The 16,880-nt window shown below is 67.1% G+C and carries 18 protein-coding genes; 13 read left to right on the forward strand and 5 right to left on the reverse strand.

Translation table 11 applies throughout. The features are described from left to right. The first annotated feature begins 74 nt into the window (after nucleotides 1–74). The 4 genes from FG323_RS14250 (at nucleotide 75) to hemC (ending at nucleotide 3,618) form a co-directional block, all read left to right on the forward strand. On the forward strand, nucleotides 75–1,046 hold the full coding sequence (locus FG323_RS14250) for a TonB family protein (RefSeq protein ID WP_141455376.1): 972 nt from the start codon (nucleotides 75–77) through the stop codon (nucleotides 1,044–1,046). 42 nt (nucleotides 1,047–1,088) lie between these two features. Next, nucleotides 1,089–1,772, forward strand: a complete 684-nt coding sequence (locus tag FG323_RS14255) for an alpha/beta hydrolase (RefSeq protein ID WP_141455377.1) — start codon at nucleotides 1,089–1,091, stop codon at nucleotides 1,770–1,772. A gap of 112 nt (nucleotides 1,773–1,884) precedes the next feature. Then, nucleotides 1,885–2,625 (forward strand): LytTR family DNA-binding domain-containing protein, encoded by a 741-nt coding sequence (locus tag FG323_RS14260; protein ID WP_141455378.1) that lies wholly within the window; start codon nucleotides 1,885–1,887, stop codon nucleotides 2,623–2,625. A 69-nt stretch (nucleotides 2,626–2,694) separates the two neighbouring features. Beyond that, entirely contained in the window at nucleotides 2,695–3,618 is a 924-nt protein-coding gene (gene hemC / locus FG323_RS14265) for a hydroxymethylbilane synthase (RefSeq protein WP_141455379.1), read from the forward strand. 486 nt (nucleotides 3,619–4,104) lie between these two features. Here the strand turns inward: hemC and FG323_RS14270 are convergent, their stop codons facing one another. Continuing rightward, entirely contained in the window at nucleotides 4,105–5,043 is a 939-nt protein-coding gene (locus FG323_RS14270) for a DUF481 domain-containing protein (protein WP_249888861.1), read from the reverse strand. 223 nt (nucleotides 5,044–5,266) lie between these two features. Next, nucleotides 5,267–5,905, reverse strand: coding sequence for a hypothetical protein (locus FG323_RS14275; protein ID WP_141455380.1), 639 nt, complete (start codon nucleotides 5,903–5,905; stop codon nucleotides 5,267–5,269). A 166-nt stretch (nucleotides 5,906–6,071) separates the two neighbouring features. Between FG323_RS14275 and FG323_RS19885 the strand changes: the two genes are divergently transcribed. Further along, nucleotides 6,072–6,203 (forward strand): hypothetical protein, encoded by a 132-nt coding sequence (locus FG323_RS19885; RefSeq protein ID WP_255470193.1) that lies wholly within the window; start codon nucleotides 6,072–6,074, stop codon nucleotides 6,201–6,203. On the opposite strand, the gene FG323_RS14280 is transcribed toward FG323_RS19885, so the two are convergent. Continuing rightward, nucleotides 6,200–6,871, reverse strand: coding sequence for a hypothetical protein (locus tag FG323_RS14280; protein WP_141455381.1), 672 nt, complete (start codon nucleotides 6,869–6,871; stop codon nucleotides 6,200–6,202). The two genes, FG323_RS19885 and FG323_RS14280, sit on opposite strands and share 4 nt — an antisense overlap. 175 nt (nucleotides 6,872–7,046) lie before the next feature. Here FG323_RS14280 and FG323_RS14285 point away from each other — a divergent pair, with 175 nt between their 5' ends. Continuing rightward, entirely contained in the window at nucleotides 7,047–8,018 is a 972-nt protein-coding gene (locus tag FG323_RS14285; RefSeq protein ID WP_141455382.1) for a YafY family protein, read from the forward strand. 212 nt (nucleotides 8,019–8,230) lie between these two features. Here FG323_RS14285 and FG323_RS14290 read toward each other — a convergent pair whose 3' ends face one another. Beyond that, complete coding sequence (locus FG323_RS14290) at nucleotides 8,231–8,830, reverse strand: lipocalin family protein (RefSeq protein ID WP_249888858.1); 600 nt, start codon at nucleotides 8,828–8,830, stop codon at nucleotides 8,231–8,233. A gap of 165 nt (nucleotides 8,831–8,995) precedes the next feature. Here FG323_RS14290 and FG323_RS14295 point away from each other — a divergent pair, with 165 nt between their 5' ends. From FG323_RS14295 to FG323_RS14305, 3 genes are all read left to right on the forward strand, one after another. Continuing rightward, nucleotides 8,996–9,319: a hypothetical protein gene (locus FG323_RS14295; RefSeq protein WP_141455383.1), complete on the forward strand. Its 324-nt coding sequence runs from the start codon at nucleotides 8,996–8,998 to the stop codon at nucleotides 9,317–9,319. Nucleotides 9,320–9,418: 99 nt separating this feature from the next. Continuing rightward, nucleotides 9,419–11,518 (forward strand): prolyl oligopeptidase family serine peptidase, encoded by a 2,100-nt coding sequence (locus FG323_RS14300; protein ID WP_141455384.1) that lies wholly within the window; start codon nucleotides 9,419–9,421, stop codon nucleotides 11,516–11,518. 207 nt (nucleotides 11,519–11,725) lie between these two features. Next, nucleotides 11,726–13,810 carry a S9 family peptidase gene (locus FG323_RS14305; protein WP_141455636.1) on the forward strand — a complete coding sequence of 695 codons (2,085 nt, stop codon included), beginning with the start codon at nucleotides 11,726–11,728 and terminating at the stop codon, nucleotides 13,808–13,810. Nucleotides 13,811–13,920: 110 nt separating this feature from the next. Here the strand turns inward: FG323_RS14305 and FG323_RS19740 are convergent, their stop codons facing one another. Then, complete coding sequence (locus tag FG323_RS19740; protein ID WP_181444246.1) at nucleotides 13,921–14,094, reverse strand: hypothetical protein; 174 nt, start codon at nucleotides 14,092–14,094, stop codon at nucleotides 13,921–13,923. Between the two features lie 508 nt (nucleotides 14,095–14,602). Here FG323_RS19740 and FG323_RS14310 point away from each other — a divergent pair. The 4 genes from FG323_RS14310 to FG323_RS14325 are packed head-to-tail and all read left to right on the forward strand — an operon-like array spanning nucleotide 14,603 to nucleotide 16,830. Beyond that, nucleotides 14,603–15,016: a YbaN family protein gene (locus FG323_RS14310; RefSeq protein WP_141455385.1), complete on the forward strand. Its 414-nt coding sequence runs from the start codon at nucleotides 14,603–14,605 to the stop codon at nucleotides 15,014–15,016. 40 nt (nucleotides 15,017–15,056) lie between these two features. Next, the gene (locus tag FG323_RS14315; RefSeq protein ID WP_141455386.1) at nucleotides 15,057–15,305 is read left to right on the forward strand and encodes a lipoprotein; all 249 of its coding nucleotides are present in this window, start codon (nucleotides 15,057–15,059) and stop codon (nucleotides 15,303–15,305) included. A gap of 23 nt (nucleotides 15,306–15,328) precedes the next feature. Further along, nucleotides 15,329–16,162 carry a diaminopimelate epimerase gene (gene dapF, locus FG323_RS14320; RefSeq protein ID WP_141455387.1) on the forward strand — a complete coding sequence of 278 codons (834 nt, stop codon included), beginning with the start codon at nucleotides 15,329–15,331 and terminating at the stop codon, nucleotides 16,160–16,162. Next, on the forward strand, nucleotides 16,150–16,830 hold the full coding sequence (locus tag FG323_RS14325) for a DUF484 family protein (RefSeq protein ID WP_181444247.1): 681 nt from the start codon (nucleotides 16,150–16,152) through the stop codon (nucleotides 16,828–16,830). Before dapF ends, FG323_RS14325 begins: the two co-directional genes overlap by 13 nt. The last annotated feature ends 50 nt before the right edge of the window (nucleotides 16,831–16,880 follow it).

The raw sequence follows: 16,880 nt of genomic DNA on the forward strand, positions 1-16,880 counted from the left end.
CCGACTCATCGCGCTGACGCGGTTCCGTCATCCAGGCCGCGTACTCTGCCGCCCGCTCAGGGGGCAGTCTCACGATGAAATCACGCGGTTACCGGATCCTTCCCATTCTGCTGGCGCTCGGCGCCTGCCAGCCCGCGCCGCCCGTGGCCGCGCCCGCCGCCCAGGCGTCGGCAATCGTGCCCGTGGCCGCGCAGCCGGCGGTGTCGCCGGATGGCGTCATCGACAACAGTGAACTGCGGCGCCTGGCCAGCCAGGCGCTGCAGGCGAACCGCCTGTACGCGCCGGCCGGTGACAACGCGGTGGAGTTCTACCTGGCGGCGCGCGTGCGACGTCCCGATGATGCCGCCATCCAGGCCGCGCTGACTGAAATCCAGCCGTACCTGCTGATCGCCACCGAACAGGCGCTGGAGCGTCGCGATGGCGCCGAGGCCGCGCGCCTGTTCGAACTGTTGCGCCGGCTGGATCCGCAGGCGCCGGCGCTGCCGCGTCTGCAGGCAGGCTTGACGGCGTTGCCGGCGACGCCGGAACCCGCGCAGGCCAGCGCGGACACGCAAGCGCGCCGCCCACCGCAGGACGTCTCGCCGCAGGGCGGCCGATCGCAGGGCCCTGCGCCGACCTCCGTGCCCGTCGCGTCCGCACCGGCGCAGGTGCCTCGCCCGACCGCATCGGAAACCCCCAACGCCGCGATGGCTTCGCCGCCGCCTGCGCCGGCGCTTCCCCCGCCGGAGCCCGCGCGCGCGGCCGTGGCGAGCCCGGTAGCCGCGCCTGCGCGCATGGCCACAACCTCCTCCTCGCCGCGCCTGCTGCAGGATGCGCAGCCGCGTTATCCGTTGCCGGCGCTGCGCAATCGGGTGGAGGGCGAGGTGGAACTGGCGTTCGTGATCCGTCCCGACGGCAGCGTCGGCGACGTGCGCCTGACTGCGGCACGGCCGCAGGGCGTGTTCGACGCGGCCGCCGTCGCGGTGGCTGCGCGCTGGCGTTTCGAGGCGACCGGACGCGCGCAGGCGTGGCGGCGCACCGTGCGGTTCCGCCTGCCGCCGCAATAGCCGGTGCTGGCACGCGTCGTTCGCTGCGGCGACAATGGCGGCATGAACGACAACGTCACCGAACTGCTGGAAACCGTCGAACAGGAAACCGGCGCCGCGCCGGACTGGTCCGTGCTGTGGCTGCACGGCCTGGGCGCCGATGGCCATGACTTCGCGCCACTCGTACCGGAACTGGTACGCCCGGACTGGCCCGCGCTGCGCTTCGTGTTCCCGCATGCGCCGGTGCGCGCGGTGACCATCAACAACGGCGTGCGCATGCGCGCCTGGTACGACATCGTCGGCATGGACTTCGCCACCCGCGCCGAGGCCGATGGCATCGAAGCCTCGATCGTCCAGGTCGAAGCCCTGATCGCGCGCGAGCTCGCCCGGGGCATCGCCCCGGAGCGCCTGCTGCTGGCCGGCTTCTCGCAAGGGGGCGCGATCGCCCTGTCGGCCGCGCTGCGGCGCAGCCAGCCGCTGGCCGGTGTGATCGCCCTGTCCACCTATCTGCCCGGCATCGATCAGGCCCGCCGTCATCTCGACGCGGCCGCGACGCGCCAACCGGTATTCATGGCGCACGGCATCGGTGACCCGGTGATCCCGTTCATCCATGCCGAACGCAGCGCGCAGGCCCTGCAGGCCATGGGATTCGCCGTGGACTGGCATCGCTATCCGATGGCCCACCAGGTCTGCGCCGAGGAAATCCGCGATCTCGGTGACTGGATGTCGCGCGTTTTTGCGTTGTAGGGAGAAATTGCCGCGAGAAATCGCGATTCTTCGCCAAGGATGACGTCCGCAACGACGGGGGCTACCATCGGCGAGGACGTCCCTGGCGTTCGAACGTGAGGAAGCCCGTGCCGTGAAGGTGGTCATAGCCGACGACGAACCGCTTGCCCGCGAGCGCCTGCGCGCACTGCTGGCCGAACAGCCCGGCGTGGAAGTGGTGGCCGAGGCCGAGAATGGCGTGGGCGCCCTGCAGGCCTGCGCCGAGCACAAGCCGGACGTGGTGCTGCTGGACATCGCCATGCCCGGCGTCGACGGACTGGAAACCGCGCGCCACCTGGCCGCCTTCGACCCGCGCCCGGCGGTGGTGTTCTGCACCGCCTACGACGCGCATGCGCTGTCCGCCTTCGAGGCCGCGGCGATCGATTACCTGATGAAGCCGATCCGGGCCGAACGCCTGGCGGCGGCGCTGGAGCGCGCGCGCATGTTCATCGCCGGCCGCGCCAACGGCGGCGGTGCGCAGGAGCCCGGTCCGGCGCGCCAGGTCCGTACCCATCTGTGCGCGCGGATGCGCGGCAGCCTGCGGTTGATTCCGATCGAGGAAGTGCACTATCTCCAGGCCGAGGAGAAGTATGTGGTGGTCCACCACGCACGCGGCGAGGATCTGATCGAGGAATCGCTGAAGTCGCTGGAGGAGGAGTTCAACGGCCGCTTCGTGCGCATCCACCGCAACTGCCTGGTGGCACGGCACGAACTGGTCGAACTCAAGCGCGCCGGCGACGGCCACGTCCAAGCCATCCTGCGCCACGGCAAGGCCCCGCTGGAAGTCAGCCGCCGCTGCGTGGCCGGCCTGCGCGAGACGGTCAAGCATCTCTGACGCCGCCTTCGGGGCGCGGGTTGCCCGATGGACCGTGCCCACCGGCGCGGTGTGCGGGATAATGCGCCGATGAAACTCCGCATCGCCACCCGCAAGAGCCCGCTCGCCCTCTGGCAGAGCGAACACGTCGCCGAACGCCTGCGCGCCGCCCACCCGGACCTGGAAGTGGAACTGGTGCCGATGAGCACCCGTGGCGACGAGGTGCTGGATCGCTCGCTGGCGGCGATCGGCGGCAAGGGCCTGTTCCTCAAGGAACTGGAACTGGCGATGCTGCGTGGCGAAGCCGATTGCGCGGTGCATTCGCTCAAGGACGTGCCGATGGAACTGGAGCCGCCGTTCGCGCTGGCCGCGATCCTGGCGCGTGCCGATGCCGCCGACGCCTTCGTTTCCAATCGCTACCCGGATCTGGACGCGTTGCCGCAAGGCGCGATCGTGGGCACGTCCTCGCTGCGCCGGCAGGCGCAGTTGCGCGCCCGCCGGCCGGATCTCCAACTGCGGGATCTGCGTGGCAACGTCAACACCCGCCTGGCGAAACTGGATGCGGGCGAGTACGACGCAATCGTGCTGGCCTGCGCCGGCCTGCAGCGTCTGGGCTTCGACGCGCGAATCCGCGCCCGCCTGCTTCCGCCGGCCTGGTTGCCGGCGCCGGCACAGGGCGCGGTCGCGGTGGAATGCCGCGACGACGATGCGGCGACGGTGGCGCTGTTCGCCGCGCTGGACGATGCCGATACCCGTTGCTGCGTGGAAGCCGAGCGGGCCATGAACCGCGCGTTGCATGGCAGTTGCCATGTGCCGGTGGCGGCCTTCGCGACCCTCTCGGCCGATGGCGCAGAACTGCACCTGCACGGCCTGGTGGGATCGGCGGAAGATGGCCGCGCGGTGCGCGCCGACGGCATCGGCGCGGCGCGGTCTCCGGAAGAACTGGGCAGGAAGGTTGCCGCGCAATTGCTGGCGGATGGCGCGGGCGAGTTGCTTGCGGCTGCGCTGGCCTGAAGAGCAAATCCCCCTCAGTCCCCCTTTTGCAAAGGGGGAGGCAAAGAAGCCGCTAGCCGCCTTTGAAAAAGAGGTGGCCAAAAAGCCGCTAGCCCTCTTGGAAAAGGGGGCGGGCACCCGCGCCAGCGGGTGAGAGGGGATTTGCGCGCTGGGGTGGGAAAAGCAAATCCCCCTCAGTCCCCCCTTTGCAAAGGGGGGCAAGGAAGCCGCTAGCCGCCTTTGAAAAGGAGGTGGCCAAAAAGCCGCTAGCCCCCTTGGAAAAAGGGGGCGGGCACCCGCGCCAGCGGTTGACGGGGGATTTGCGCGCTGGGGTGGGAAAGCAAGTTCACCCGCTCGCCTTTTTCGCTTCTCAACTGCCCGATGACGAGGCGGGAAGAGATACAAAGGTGGGCTGCCGATTGCGCCGATGGACCCGAGACGGAAAGAAGCCGACGCCGCGGCTAGCGAAGCGAGCTCCGGTATCCCGTCAGCGGAGCAAGCTCCGCTCTATTTGAACTTGTAGACCACGTTCATCGTGGTCAGGGTGTCGGTGCGCTTGAGGTTCTCGGCTGCATCGCTGTTGTGGCGCGCCTGCCAGCCGGCCTTCAGCGCCAGGTGCGAATTCATCGTCACCGACAGGCCCAGATCGTTCTGGGCGAAGGTGTTGTACTCGCCCGATTCCACCAGCAGCTTGTTGACCAGTTCGGTGTTCTCGCTCAGCGAAACCCGCAGGTCCACCAGGCCACGTCCGATCACGCTGGATTCGTTGCGCTCCTCCAGGGTGTCGTAGGCGCGGCGGAAGCCGGGGCCCACCTGCAGATCCAGCTGGGTGCGGTCTCCATCGACCACCCGGTTGCCGTAGCTGACACTGACCGAGGTCTGTCGGCTGAAGGTACCGAAATCGTCTTCCTCGTGGCGCAGCGACGTGTTGACCGTGCCGCGCGAGTCGGTCCGGTAGGCACCGTTGCCGGTCAGGGTGTAGCGGTTGGCGGTGGTGCGGCGATCACGCTTGATCGTCCCGTCGGGCTGGGTCGATTTGTATTCGGAACTGGCGCGCAGGCCGGACAGGCTGCCGCTGTACTTCCAGGCGCCGCCGTCGGCGTAGTTCAGATCCAGGCGCGCGTTGAGGCTCTCGGTGGTGCTGTTGCCGTGGGCCGAGGCGAATCCGAGTTCGCCACCGCCGCTCCACGGGGAACTGGGTTGCAGCGGTTCGGTCGGCGTTTCCGCCATCGGGCGCGGAGGAGGCACCGGCAGCGGCGCTCCCTTGTGGCTGACCGCGAGGGATTCCTTCTGGGTCACCGCACCACCGGCCTTGGCCTTGGCGCTGGTGATCTGGGCGCCCGCCTTCAGATTGTTGTCCGGGGGGACGAGATCCTGGGCATGCGCCAGCGGTGCGCCTGCCAGGCACAGGGATAGGGACAAGGCGAGCAGGTTGGGACGGGGCATGAAGGGCCTCGGCGGGCGGAGGACGCGGTTGCGTCGTCGTCGCCATGTGAACGTTGAAAACGGTTACAGAATAACAATCCGAACTTCCAGGCTCAAGGCAAGTGATTGTTTGGATTCAGATTCGTGACCGATTCTGCCATGCTTTCATTCACATTTGTGGCGTCTGGACACCCCCGGATCAGGTGCGTTTCACGTTTTCGCACACCCATGTGGCGGAGAAGGTTCAGCGCATGCACCGGAACGCGTATTCATCCAGTTCCCAGCCCAGCCGCTCGCGCCCCCGGTCGCTGAGATCGGTCATCAGGCTGTCCACGTTGCGGCGGATGCGCAGGCAGGGATCGGTCTCGTAGCCGGGGCCCGCGAACAGTTGGCCAATGAAATTGACCACCTGCTCCGGGCTGACCGAACGACGCATCACGAATCGCCCGGGTCGCTCGCCGCCGGGCATCCGCGCCCGGCGTTGCCGTAGCGGGTCGCTGCCGAAATCCGGTACCGGGTCGCCCGCCCGTGCCCAGGCGACGCCCTGTGCCAGGAGATCGGCCGCGCCGCCGGTACCGGTATCCGCATTGGCGGGCGGGGGAACGATGGTGTCGTCGGTCCGGCTCGTGGCCGGACGGGATGCGGGACGGGGACCGGCCGCCGGGCGTGGGGATCGGGGAGTATTGGATGTTGCCGGTGGGGCGGCGAAGGGAACCGGGGCCGCGACCGGCGATTCACGCGGCCAGAAACGGAGCCGCGGGCGGGACTCGCCATCCGTCATCGTCGCCGGCGTCGGCAGGCGCCAGAGCAGGCCAATCACCAACACATGCAGTGCGACCACGACGAATACGGCGATGCCATTGTGCCTGACGCGTTCGGACAACCTTGTCGCTCCCCTTTCCAGGCCTTGGAGTGTGGCCATGCGCGGGTTAAACGGGAGTTAGACCTGGCTGTTTTCAATTCAATGTGACTTTCGGGTGTTCCCGGCCCCGGCATCGCCGCGCAACATGCGGCGACATGACCTTGTCCCGGAAGCGCAGGTGTCCGCCATGCCCAGAAAAATCCTCATGGGTCTGTTGATGGTGGCGCTGGCCTGCGCCATCGCCGGTTCCGGCTACGCGTTCGGCAAATACCTGGCACAGCGCGATCACGCGGCCGGAGTATCGGCCGCGACCGGCTAGGGCGACTCGATGGTGATGGCGGGATCGTTGAAGCGCGAATACGCCAGGGTCATGGTGTAGGGACCGCCGTTGGCGGTCTCGCCGCTGTGCTGGAGCTGCAGCGGACGTCCCTCGCGATCGATCCAGTACAGGAACTCGCCGGGCTCCGGTTGCGTATGCCGCACGCGATAACGCCGTGCGCGCTGGCCGGCAAGATCCTCCTCGCCCAGGAACTCGGCCGACAGGCCACTGCGGTTCTCGCGGATCTTCATCGGATCGCGCCATTGGCTGACGGTGCCCTCGGGAATCGGCACCTTGGTCTGCTGGCCGTGCATTTCCATGTACATGGTGTCGCCGATGATCACCTGGGTACCGACCGGCATGATCATGCGATAGCGATCCGGCGCGACGAAGTCCATTTCGTTCTGCATCGGCTGGCCACCCTCGACGGTCATCACCGCGTGGAAGCTGCGCGCCGCCAGGAATTTCTCCATCGACGCGGTGACCTCGCCCAGCGCATCCACGGCCGGCGCCGCAGCCGCCGGGGGGCGCGCAGCATCCGGTGCCGTTGCGGGTGCCGCGGTCGTGGCCGGTTCCGGTTGCCGCGAGCAGGCAACGGCCAGCGCCGCCGCCGCCAGCAGGGGAAGGAATCGGGACGGGCAGGAAGGCGACACGCGGCTGGGGAACATGGTGGAGCTCCAGGGTAGGGGAACGGGGCCGCTTGGGTCCGTGCGTTGGGGGAGTCCGGGCGGCGCGTTCACGCCCCGGGCCCCAGGCACCGCACGGGCCCAAGCGGCCGGGACCCTATCGATGCCAACGCCAACCGGGCGTCGAAAACGGCCACGGCTCGGCCATAATCATGGCATGGACAAGATCGAACGCATCACCGCCCTGCATCGCATCCTGAAGGCCTCGCGCTACCCGGTCACGGTCAAGCGCCTGCAGGAGGAACTCGGCTGTTCGCGCGCCACCGTCTATCGCGATCTGGCCTACCTTCGCGACGCGCTGATGGCGCCCATCGAGGGCGACGGCGAAGCCGGCTTCCGCTACGAGGCGGCCGAAGGCGAGCGGTTCGAACTGCCGGGGCTGTGGCTGAGTTCGGAAGAACTGTATGCGCTGCTGGCGGCCCAGCAACTGCTGGTGCGCACTGGCGGCGGCGTGCTGTCCGGCGCGCTGGCGCCGTTGCAGAAGCGCATCGAGGGGCTGCTCGCCGATCACGCGGGCGTGTCCCAATGGCCGGTGGACCGGGTGCGGGTGATTCCACATCGTGGGCGCCGGCTGGACGAGGCCAGCTTCCGCACTGTCGCCTCGGCCGTGCTGGAGCGCAAGCAGCTCGCGTTCGAGTATCGGGCCCGCTCCACCGACGAGCGCACCCGCCGCACCGTGTCACCCCAGCGCATCACTCATTACCGCGACAATTGGTACCTGGATGCCTGGGACCACGAGCGCAAGGCGCTGCGCAGCTTCGCGGTGGATCGCATCGGCGGCGCGCGCCTGCTGGAAGAGGCGGCGCAGGATCTGGCCAACGATGATCTCAACCAGCACCTGGCGTCCAGCTACGGCATCTTTTCCGGCGAGCCGAAGGGGTGGGCGACCATCCTGTTCAGCCCCAAGGCGGCGCGCTGGGTCGCCGACGAGCAATGGCATTCCAAGCAGCAGGGACGCCATCTTCCCGACGGCCGCTACGAGTTGAAGGTGCCCTACAGCGTTTCCCGCGAATTGTTGATGGACATCCTGCACTACGGCGCGGACGCGGAAATCATCGAACCGTCGGTGCTGCGCGAGCAGGCCAAGTCCCTGCTGGAACTGGCGCTGTCGAATTACGGGAAGCGTTGAGCGGCAGCTGCTCGGTTAGCGGAGCAAGCTCCGCGCTACGGGGATCCGCCGTGTCCGTTGTCGGGAGAGAGCCCCTTAACCAGCCATCCGGCTGTTGAGGAGGGCCTGCTCTCGGCGCCAAAAGCGAATCCCCCTCGGTCCCCCTTTTTCAAAGGGGGAGGCGAAGCGGAGACTGATTCCCGATTCCCGAATCCCGAATCCCGAATCCCGAATCAGGGAGTCTTCGGCTCGGCGAAACCCGGCTGGCCCACCTGCGCAGGCAGTTGCGGCTCGCGGACCAGCTGACGCGCGTTGACGCCGTGGTCGCGCATCTTGCGGATGAGCTGCTGGTAGAGCGTGTCGTCCATGTCGGGAGAGCGCGAGAAAATCCAGCCCAGGTCGCGCTCGGGATAGCTGATCAGCGCCCAGGAATAGTCGGGCGCCACTTCCAGGATGTGGAACTTGGCCGGTACCACGCCGACGAACCACAGGGTCCAGTCGCGGTTGCCGCTGCCGCCCTTCACCGATGCGCGCGCTTCGCGGACTTGTTCAGGTTCATTGAAGCCTTCGCGGTGGAGATAGCGCACGCCGATGCGGTCGCCTTCGCGGGCGGTGTACTCGTAGCGGCCGGTCACGTGGCCGCGCTCGGCGAAGTAGGGAATGTGCGCGACCACGTACCAGGTGCCCATGAACCGGGGCAGGTCGATGTCCGTCGCCTGCACCGGTGCCTCCAGCCCCATCGACCGGGTCTCGCTCTGGCTGGCACAGGCGGTCACCGCGGCAATCAGGGCGCACGTCAGGACGGCGCGAAGACGGCACAGCGATGCGGACATGCAGGACTCCTGGGTGGTGAATCGTCACAAACCGCCGCCGCAACGGCGGGCGACACGAATATCGCATATCGGCATGAAGGCGAGAATCTCTGAACGGATCCACCGCGTCGCAATCCGTGAGAAGGCGGCGCGGCAGGCTGGAGCCCTGTCCATCGGAGCCCTGCCATGCGCGACTTTGCCCACTCGATTTCCACCGACGCCCGCCTGTCCCGTGCGCCGGACCCGCAACTCGAAAGGTTGCTGCGGCGCGTGGTTGCGATCGGCCTGGCGCTGGTGCTGCTGTTCCCGCTGGCCCGCGGACAGATTCCCTGGCTGGGATGGGCGCCGCTGTGGCTGGTCGGCATGCCGCTGGCGGCCTGGTGGGCGTTGCACCGCTTCCGCCTGCCGCAGTGGCCGGTGCGCCGCGACGTGGCCGGACGCCGGCGAAATCGTCCACAGGCCCGCCGCCGGGCGCGGATGCCGCGCACCCCTTGGCTGCGGGCCGCCTGAGCCACGTGGGCCGGACGCGCACTGACGTTCGACAGGGGAGGGTGGCCATGGACTTGTGCTAGCGTGAAGGAATTGTCTTCGCAATCCGGAGTTTCCTTCATGTCCAAGCTTGTCCATGCCTGCCTGGCGGCAGGCCTCGCCGCCGCTGCCGTGAGCGGCCACGCCCAGGAGCAGAACACCGTGGCCAACGACCCGTACGCATGGCTGGAAGAGGTGGAAGGCCAGAAACAGCTGGACTGGGTGCGGGCGCAGAACGCCAAGGCCGAGGCTGAAATCGCTTCCACGCCGGAGTTCAAGCAACTGGAGGCCAGCATCCTGGCCATCCTGGATTCGGACGCCAAGATTCCGGGCGTGCAGAAGATCGGCCCGTACTACTACAACTTCTGGAAGGACAAGCAGCACGAGCGCGGCCTGTGGCGCCGCACCACGCTGGAGGAATACCGCAAGCCGCAGCCGCAGTGGGAAACCGTGCTGGACCTGGACGCGCTGAACAAGGCCGAGGGCAAGAATTGGGTCTGGCACGGCGCCGATTGCCGCAAGCCCGACTACACCCGTTGCCTGATCGCGCTCTCGCGCGGCGGCGCCGATGCCGACGAGACCCGCGAGTTCGACCTGGCCACCAAGACCTTCCTCAAGGACGGCTTCTACCGTCCGGAGGCCAAGGGCGGCCTGGGCTGGAAGGATGCGGACACCGTCTATGTCTTCACCGACTTCGGCGACGGCAGCATGACCACCTCCGGCTATCCGCGCATCGTCAAGGAATGGAAGCGCGGCACCCCGCTGTCGGCCGCGACCGTCGTCTACGAAGGCAAGCCGGACGACATGTACATCGCCGCCTTCCATGACGACACCCCGGGCTTCCAGCGCGACTTCGTCAGCCGCACGCTGGCCTTCTACAACGACGAACTTTTCCTGCGCGGCGCCGACGGCAAGCTGGTCAAGATCGACGTGCCCAACTCGGTCAACAAGGGCGCCTTCCGCGAATGGCTGACCCTGGAACTGCGCGAGCCGTGGACCGTCGGTGGCAAGACCTACAAGGCCGGCTCGCTGCTGGTCGCCAGGCTCGACGACTTCATGGCCGGCAAGCGCGAGTTCGACGTGCTGTTCGAGCCGACCGACCGCACCTCGCTGGCCAGCTTCACCTTCACCCGCCACCACTTGGTGCTCAACGTCCTGGAGGACGTCAAGAACAAGCTCAGCGTGCTGACTCCCGGCGAAGGCGGCTGGAAGAAGAGCGAATTCGTCGGCGCGCCCGCGTTCGGCACCCTCGGCGTCAGCGCGGTCGATTCGGATGAAAGCGACGCGGTCTGGCTGACCGCCACCGACTACCTGACCCCGACCACCCTGTCGCTGGCCGACATCGGCAAGCAGCCGGAACAGTTGAAGACGATGCCGACCTTCTTCGATGCTTCGAAGGACGTCATCGAGCAGCACTTCGCCACCTCCAAGGACGGCACCAAGGTGCCCTACTTCGTGGTGCGCCCGAAGGACCTGAAGCTGGACGGCAACACCCCGACCCTGCTGTACGGTTACGGCGGCTTCGAGGTTTCGCTGACCCCGGCCTACTCCGGCGCGGTCGGCAAGGGCTGGCTGGAGAAGGGCGGCGTATACGTGGTCGCCAACATTCGCGGCGGCGGCGAGTACGGTCCGCGCTGGCACCAGGCCGCGCTGAAGGCCAACCGCCACAAGGCCTACGAGGATTTTGCCGCGGTCGCGCAGGATCTGGTCGCGCGCAAGATCACCACCGCCAGCCGCCTGGGCACCCAGGGCGGCAGCAATGGTGGCCTGCTGATGGGCAACATGCTGACCCAGTATCCGGAACTGTTCGGCGCGATCGTCGTGCAGGTGCCGCTGCTGGACATGAAGCGCTACAGCCACCTGCTGGCCGGCGCGTCCTGGATGGCCGAGTACGGCAATCCCGACACCGCCGACTGGGACTACATCAAGACCTTCTCGCCGTACCACCTGTTCGATCCGGCCAAGACCTATCCGGCGACCCTGTTCACCACCTCCACGCGCGACGACCGCGTCCACCCGGGCCACGCGCGCAAGATGATGGCCAAGATGCTGGAGGCCAACAAGGACGTGCGCTACTACGAGAACATCGAAGGCGGTCACGGCGGCGCGGCCAACAACGCCCAGGCCGCGCACATGAGCGCGCTGGCCTACACCTTCCTGTGGCAGCAACTGGCCAAGTAACCGCAAGTGCGTGTGCCTTCCCCGTTCGCGGGGGAGGCGAACAGCTCCCTTCCCCCGCGAGCGGGGGAAGGTGCCCGAAGGGCGGATGGGGGCAAGCCCGGAAACCGCGCCACAAGCGCCGGCCGGCCCCGACCTCCCGACCATTGCATCCCGCCGGAACGGACCCCATCCATGAAACCGACTTCCTTCCTGTTCGCGACCGTACTGATGACCGTCCCCTTCGCCTCCGCCGCCGCCGACCTCACGCCGCCCGATGCCGCCAAGAAGCCGCACGTGGTCAAGGCGCCGTTCGGCGCCGAGCGCAACGACGAGTACTACTGGCTGCGCGACGACGATCGCAAGAACCCGGAAATGCTGGCCTACCTCAAGGCCGAGAATGCCTACGCCGACGCGCTGATGGCGCCGCTCAAGCCATTGCAGGATGCCCTCTACAAGGAGATCGTCGGCCGCATCAAGCAGGACGACAGCAGCGTGCCGTACCGCGAGCGCGGCTACTGGTACTACACCCGTTTCGAGACCGGCAAGGACTATCCCGTCCACGCCCGCCGCAAGGGCAACATGGAAGCGGCCGAGGAAGTGCTGCTGGACGTCAACGCACTGGCCGAAGGCAAGGGCTACTACAGCGTCGGCGACTACGAGGTGACCCAGGACAACGGCATCCTGGCCTACGCCGAGGATGCGGTGGGCCGTCGCCAGTACGTCATCAGGTTCAAGAACCTGGCCACCGGCGAGTTGTACCCGGACCAGATCACCGGCGTTTCGCCCAACCTGGTCTGGGCCGACGACAACAAGACCCTGTTCTATGTCGAGAATGATCCCGAGACCCTGCTGACCGTGCGGGTGAAGAAGCACGTGCTCGGCACCCCGGCCTCGCAGGACGTGCTGGTCTACGAGGAGAAGGACGACAGCTTCTACATGGGCATCGGCCGTACCCGCGACGACAAGTTCATCTGCATCGGCGTGGAAAGCACGGTGTCCTCCGAATCGCGCTGCGCGCCGGCCGCCAATCCGGCCGAGTTCACCGTGCTGGCGCCGCGCGAGCGCGACGTCGAGTACAGCGCCGACCACCTGGACGGTCGCTGGGTCATCCGCACCAACTGGAAGGCGCAGAACTTCAAGATCATGACCGCGCCCGACGGCGCCACCTCCCGCGAGCAGTGGAAGGACTGGGTGCCGCACAGCGACAAGGTCTACATCGAGGGCTTCGAACTGTTCGACGGCTTCACCGCCATCAGCGAGCGTTCCGAGGGCCTGGAGCGGATCCGCCTGCTGCGCGCGGACGGCAAGGAGGAGTACGTGAAGGCCGACGAGCCGGCCTACTCGATGGGCCTGGACGTCAACTCCGAACACGACACCGACTGGCTGCGCTACAGCTACACGTCAATGACCACGCCGGCCACGACCTATGAGCTGAACACGAAGACCGGCGAGCGCCGCCAGCTGAAGCAGCAGCCGGTGATCGGCTACGACGCGTCCAAATACACCACCGAGCGCGTATGGGTGGAAGCCCGCGACGGCACCAAGGTGCCGGTGTCGCTGGTCTACCGGAACGGCTTCAAGAAGGACGGCACCGCGGCCCTGCTGCAGTACGGCTACGGCAGCTATGGCGCCTCGATGGATCCGGGCTTCAGCGGCCCGGTGGTCAGCTTGCTGGATCGCGGCATGGTCTACGCCATCGCCCACATCCGCGGCGGCCAGGAAATGGGCCGCGCGTGGTATGACAACGGCAAGCTGCTGCACAAGAAGAACACCTTCACCGACTTCGTCGACGTCACCGACGCGCTGGTCAAGCAGGGCTACGCGGCCAAGGATCGCGTCGCCGCGATGGGCGGCAGCGCCGGCGGCCTGCTGATGGGCGCGATCACCAACCTGGCGCCGGACAAGTACCGCGCGATCGTCTCGCAGGTGCCGTTCGTGGACGTGGTCACCACCATGCTGGATCCGACCATCCCGCTGACCACCAACGAGTACGACGAGTGGGGCAATCCGGAGAAGAAGGAATTCTACGACTACATCGTCACCTACTCGCCGTATGACAACCTCAAGTCGCACGCGTATCCGGCGATCTTCGTCGGCACCGGCCTGTGGGACTCGCAGGTGCAGTACTGGGAACCGGCCAAGTACGTCGCCCGCCTGCGCGACGTCAACACCGGCAAGCTGCCGGTGCTGTTCCGCACCAACATGGAAGCCGGCCACGGCGGCAAGTCCGGCCGCTTCCGCCGCTACCAGGAAATGTCGGAGTACTACGCGTTCGTGCTGGATCAGTTGGGGGCGAATGTCGCCGCGAAGTAAATAGGCGAAAGGTATGTATGCACAAAATAGCCGGGCAATGCCCGGCTATTTTGTGCCCCACGCGGCTTATTGATTCGTGGAAGTCTTGGTTGCAGGTTTCCTTGCCAGATTCAATCACGCGGCTGTTTGGATTTGAGATAAAGACAGGCAGCTGCAAGAAGAACGACGATCGCAAGGATGAAGTAGCCGATCTGAAATCCCGATAGCAGATAGATGGCAGCAACGATAGCCAACGGGAGTGCATTCCAGCAAGGACGGGGCTGTGCCTTCATCTTCCTGGCCATGGATAAGCGGTTATCGTTGCATGTACTGGATTGAGCCAAGTGCGCAAATAGCACCGGTTCCGCCCGCCCACGCGGCACCGGCCCATCCCACGGTCCTGAAGATGGCGCCAGCAACAGCCCATCCTGCTCCCCATGACGCCGAAGGGTTGGTGTACTCCATGCATCGTCCGAAGTACTCACCTGCAGTTCTTGCGCCTATCGGAGGTTGCCGCTGGGCCCCACCGGAGACCGCTTCGATACTCTGTGCGACTGAGTTCACGCATGACGTTTCTCCTACTATCAAGTTTCATCCTGGCGAAGGGCCGGATGCGTCAGGTCATCCTGACGAAGGCATGACAAGTGAGATAAAGCGGTGGTGCCATAGGAAACATCCGAAAGAAGAAGCCCTGCGTCATCGGCAGCATGGGTACCGTGTGCCTGGCCTGGGGCCGAACCGTGGAGCCTTGCAGACCATCGGCCGGGGTGAATACGCCTTACGTCCGAAGCCCACATGCGGTAAAACGTGCCGGTGAACGACGACACGCCGCCGCCGGCTTCCTCGCGACGCTTCCGCTGGGCGTGGTGGCTGCTGGCCTACGCCAGCCTGGGCACGGGCATCCTCGGCATCTTCGTGCCGGGCCTGCCGACCACGGTGTTTATCCTGATCGCGGCCTATGCGGCCTCGCGCGGGTCGGACCGCCTGCACCACTACCTGCTTTCGCATCCGCGCTTCGGGCCGATGATCCGCGACTGGCAGGCCCACGGCGCGGTGTCGCGGCGGGCCAAGTGGGCGGCGACCTGGGCGATGCTGGCCTGCGCGCTGATCCTGCTGGCGGTGATGCTGATCGCCGGATCCCACCGGCTGTGGATGGTGTTGCTGCCGATTGGCTGCATGGCGGCGGTGGGGACCTGGCTGTGGCGTCGTCCGGAACCGCCGCGCTGACGTCATTCCGATTCATCCCCGGCTGGCTATACTGCGCCGCATGAACCGATCGCTCCGTCTGCTGTCCGCCGCCATCGCCATGGCGCTCCTCGCCGCCTGCGGCGCCAAGGGCCCGCTGTTCCTGCCGGAGAAGCCGGCGCCGGAGACCGAGGTCCCGGCCGAAGCGCCGGTCGAACCGGCCGCCGAAGGCACCGAAACCGCGCCGGCCGATTCGACGGATTCGACCGACACGGCGACCCCGCCCGCCGAACCCACCGCGGAGCCGGCCAACCCGCCCAGCACGCCATGAGCGCGCGGCCTCCGGGCTCGGCAATGATTTCCTTCACCAAGATGCATGGCGCGGGCAACGACTTCGTCGTGCTCGATCTGCGCGGCGACATCCCGCCGCCGGGACCCGAGCTGGCAGCCCGCCTGGCCGACCGCCACTTCGGTGTCGGCTGCGACCAGATCCTGACCATCGAACCACCGCGCAGCGCCGATGCGGTGGCCTCCTACCGGATCTGGAATTCGGACGGCTCCACTTCGCAGCAGTGCGGCAACGGCGCGCGCTGCGTGGCGGCCTGGCTGGTGCGCGACGGTGTCGCCAGCGGCGAGCAGTTCCGGGTGGACAGTCCGCTGACCACGCATGACGTGGAACACCTGGGCGGCGATCGTTATGCCATCGCCATGGGGGTGCCGCAGTTCGTGCCGGCGCGGATTCCGCTCGCCGGGTTCGAACAGGTCCAGGACGAGTATGACGTGCGGGTGGACGAGGATCTGCGGCTGCGTTTCGGCGCGGTGTCCATGGGCAATCCGCACGCGGTGGTCGAGGTGGCCTCGGTGGCCGACGCGCCGGTGCTGAAGGTCGGACCTGCGCTGCAACAGTCTTCCTGGTTTCCGGAATCGGTCAACGTCGGTTTCGCCGAAGTGATCGCGCGCGATCGCATCCGCCTGCGCGTCTACGAGCGCGGCGTCGGCGAGACCCTGGCCTGCGGCAGCGGCGCCTGCGCCGCGGCGGTGGTGCTGATGAAGCGTGGCCGCATCGATCGCGCCGCGACGGTATCGCTGCCGGGCGGCGACCTGCATATCCAATGGCCGGCGGACGATGCCGAAGTGGTGATGTCCGGCCCGACCGCATTCGTATTCGAAGGGGAATGGAACGCATGAACGAGAACGAGAAGCTGGGTGCCCACGAAATCGCCGCCTGGCTGCGCCGCCATCCGACCTTTCTGAAGCAGTTCCCGGATCTGGCGCTGAGCATGGTGGTGCCGCGCGACGACGGCCGCACCGCCTCGCTGGCCAGCTACCAGCTGGAAGTGCTGCGCGACAAGAACCGCGAGCTGTCCAAGCGCCTGAACGATCTGTTCGCCAACGCGCAGGAAAACGAGCGGCTGGCGGTGCGCACGCACCAGCTGACCCTGTCGCTGCTCAAGCAGAACAGCGCCGCCGACACCCTGCGCGCGATGGCCGCCTCGCTGGCCGAGGATTTCAACGGCGACCGCGTCAGCATCGTCCTGCTCAAGCCGGTGGCCGGCCTGGAAGAGGCGGAATGGTTGCAGGTGATTGCCGAGGGCAACGCCATCCTGGCGCCGTTCCGCGATTGCCTGAAGGACGGCGAGCCGATCTGCGGTCGCCTGCAGCCGGAAAAGAACGTCGTGCTGTATGCCGCCCGCGCCGAGGAAGTGCAGTCTTCGGCCCTGCTGCCCCTGCCGGGCGTGGGCCTGGTGGCGGTCGGTAGCATGGACGGCAACCGTTTCTACCCGGGCATGGGAACGCTGTTCCTGCGCATGATGGGCGAGGCGCTGACCACGGCACTGAAGCGGTTCGAGGGCTGAGGACCAGGGCGTCCCGGCGCCTCGTCCAACTCTCCGATCCGTCATTCCGG

The organism is Pseudoxanthomonas sp. z9 (genome assembly GCF_006542425.1).
Classification (GTDB): domain Bacteria; phylum Pseudomonadota; class Gammaproteobacteria; order Xanthomonadales; family Xanthomonadaceae; genus Pseudoxanthomonas_A.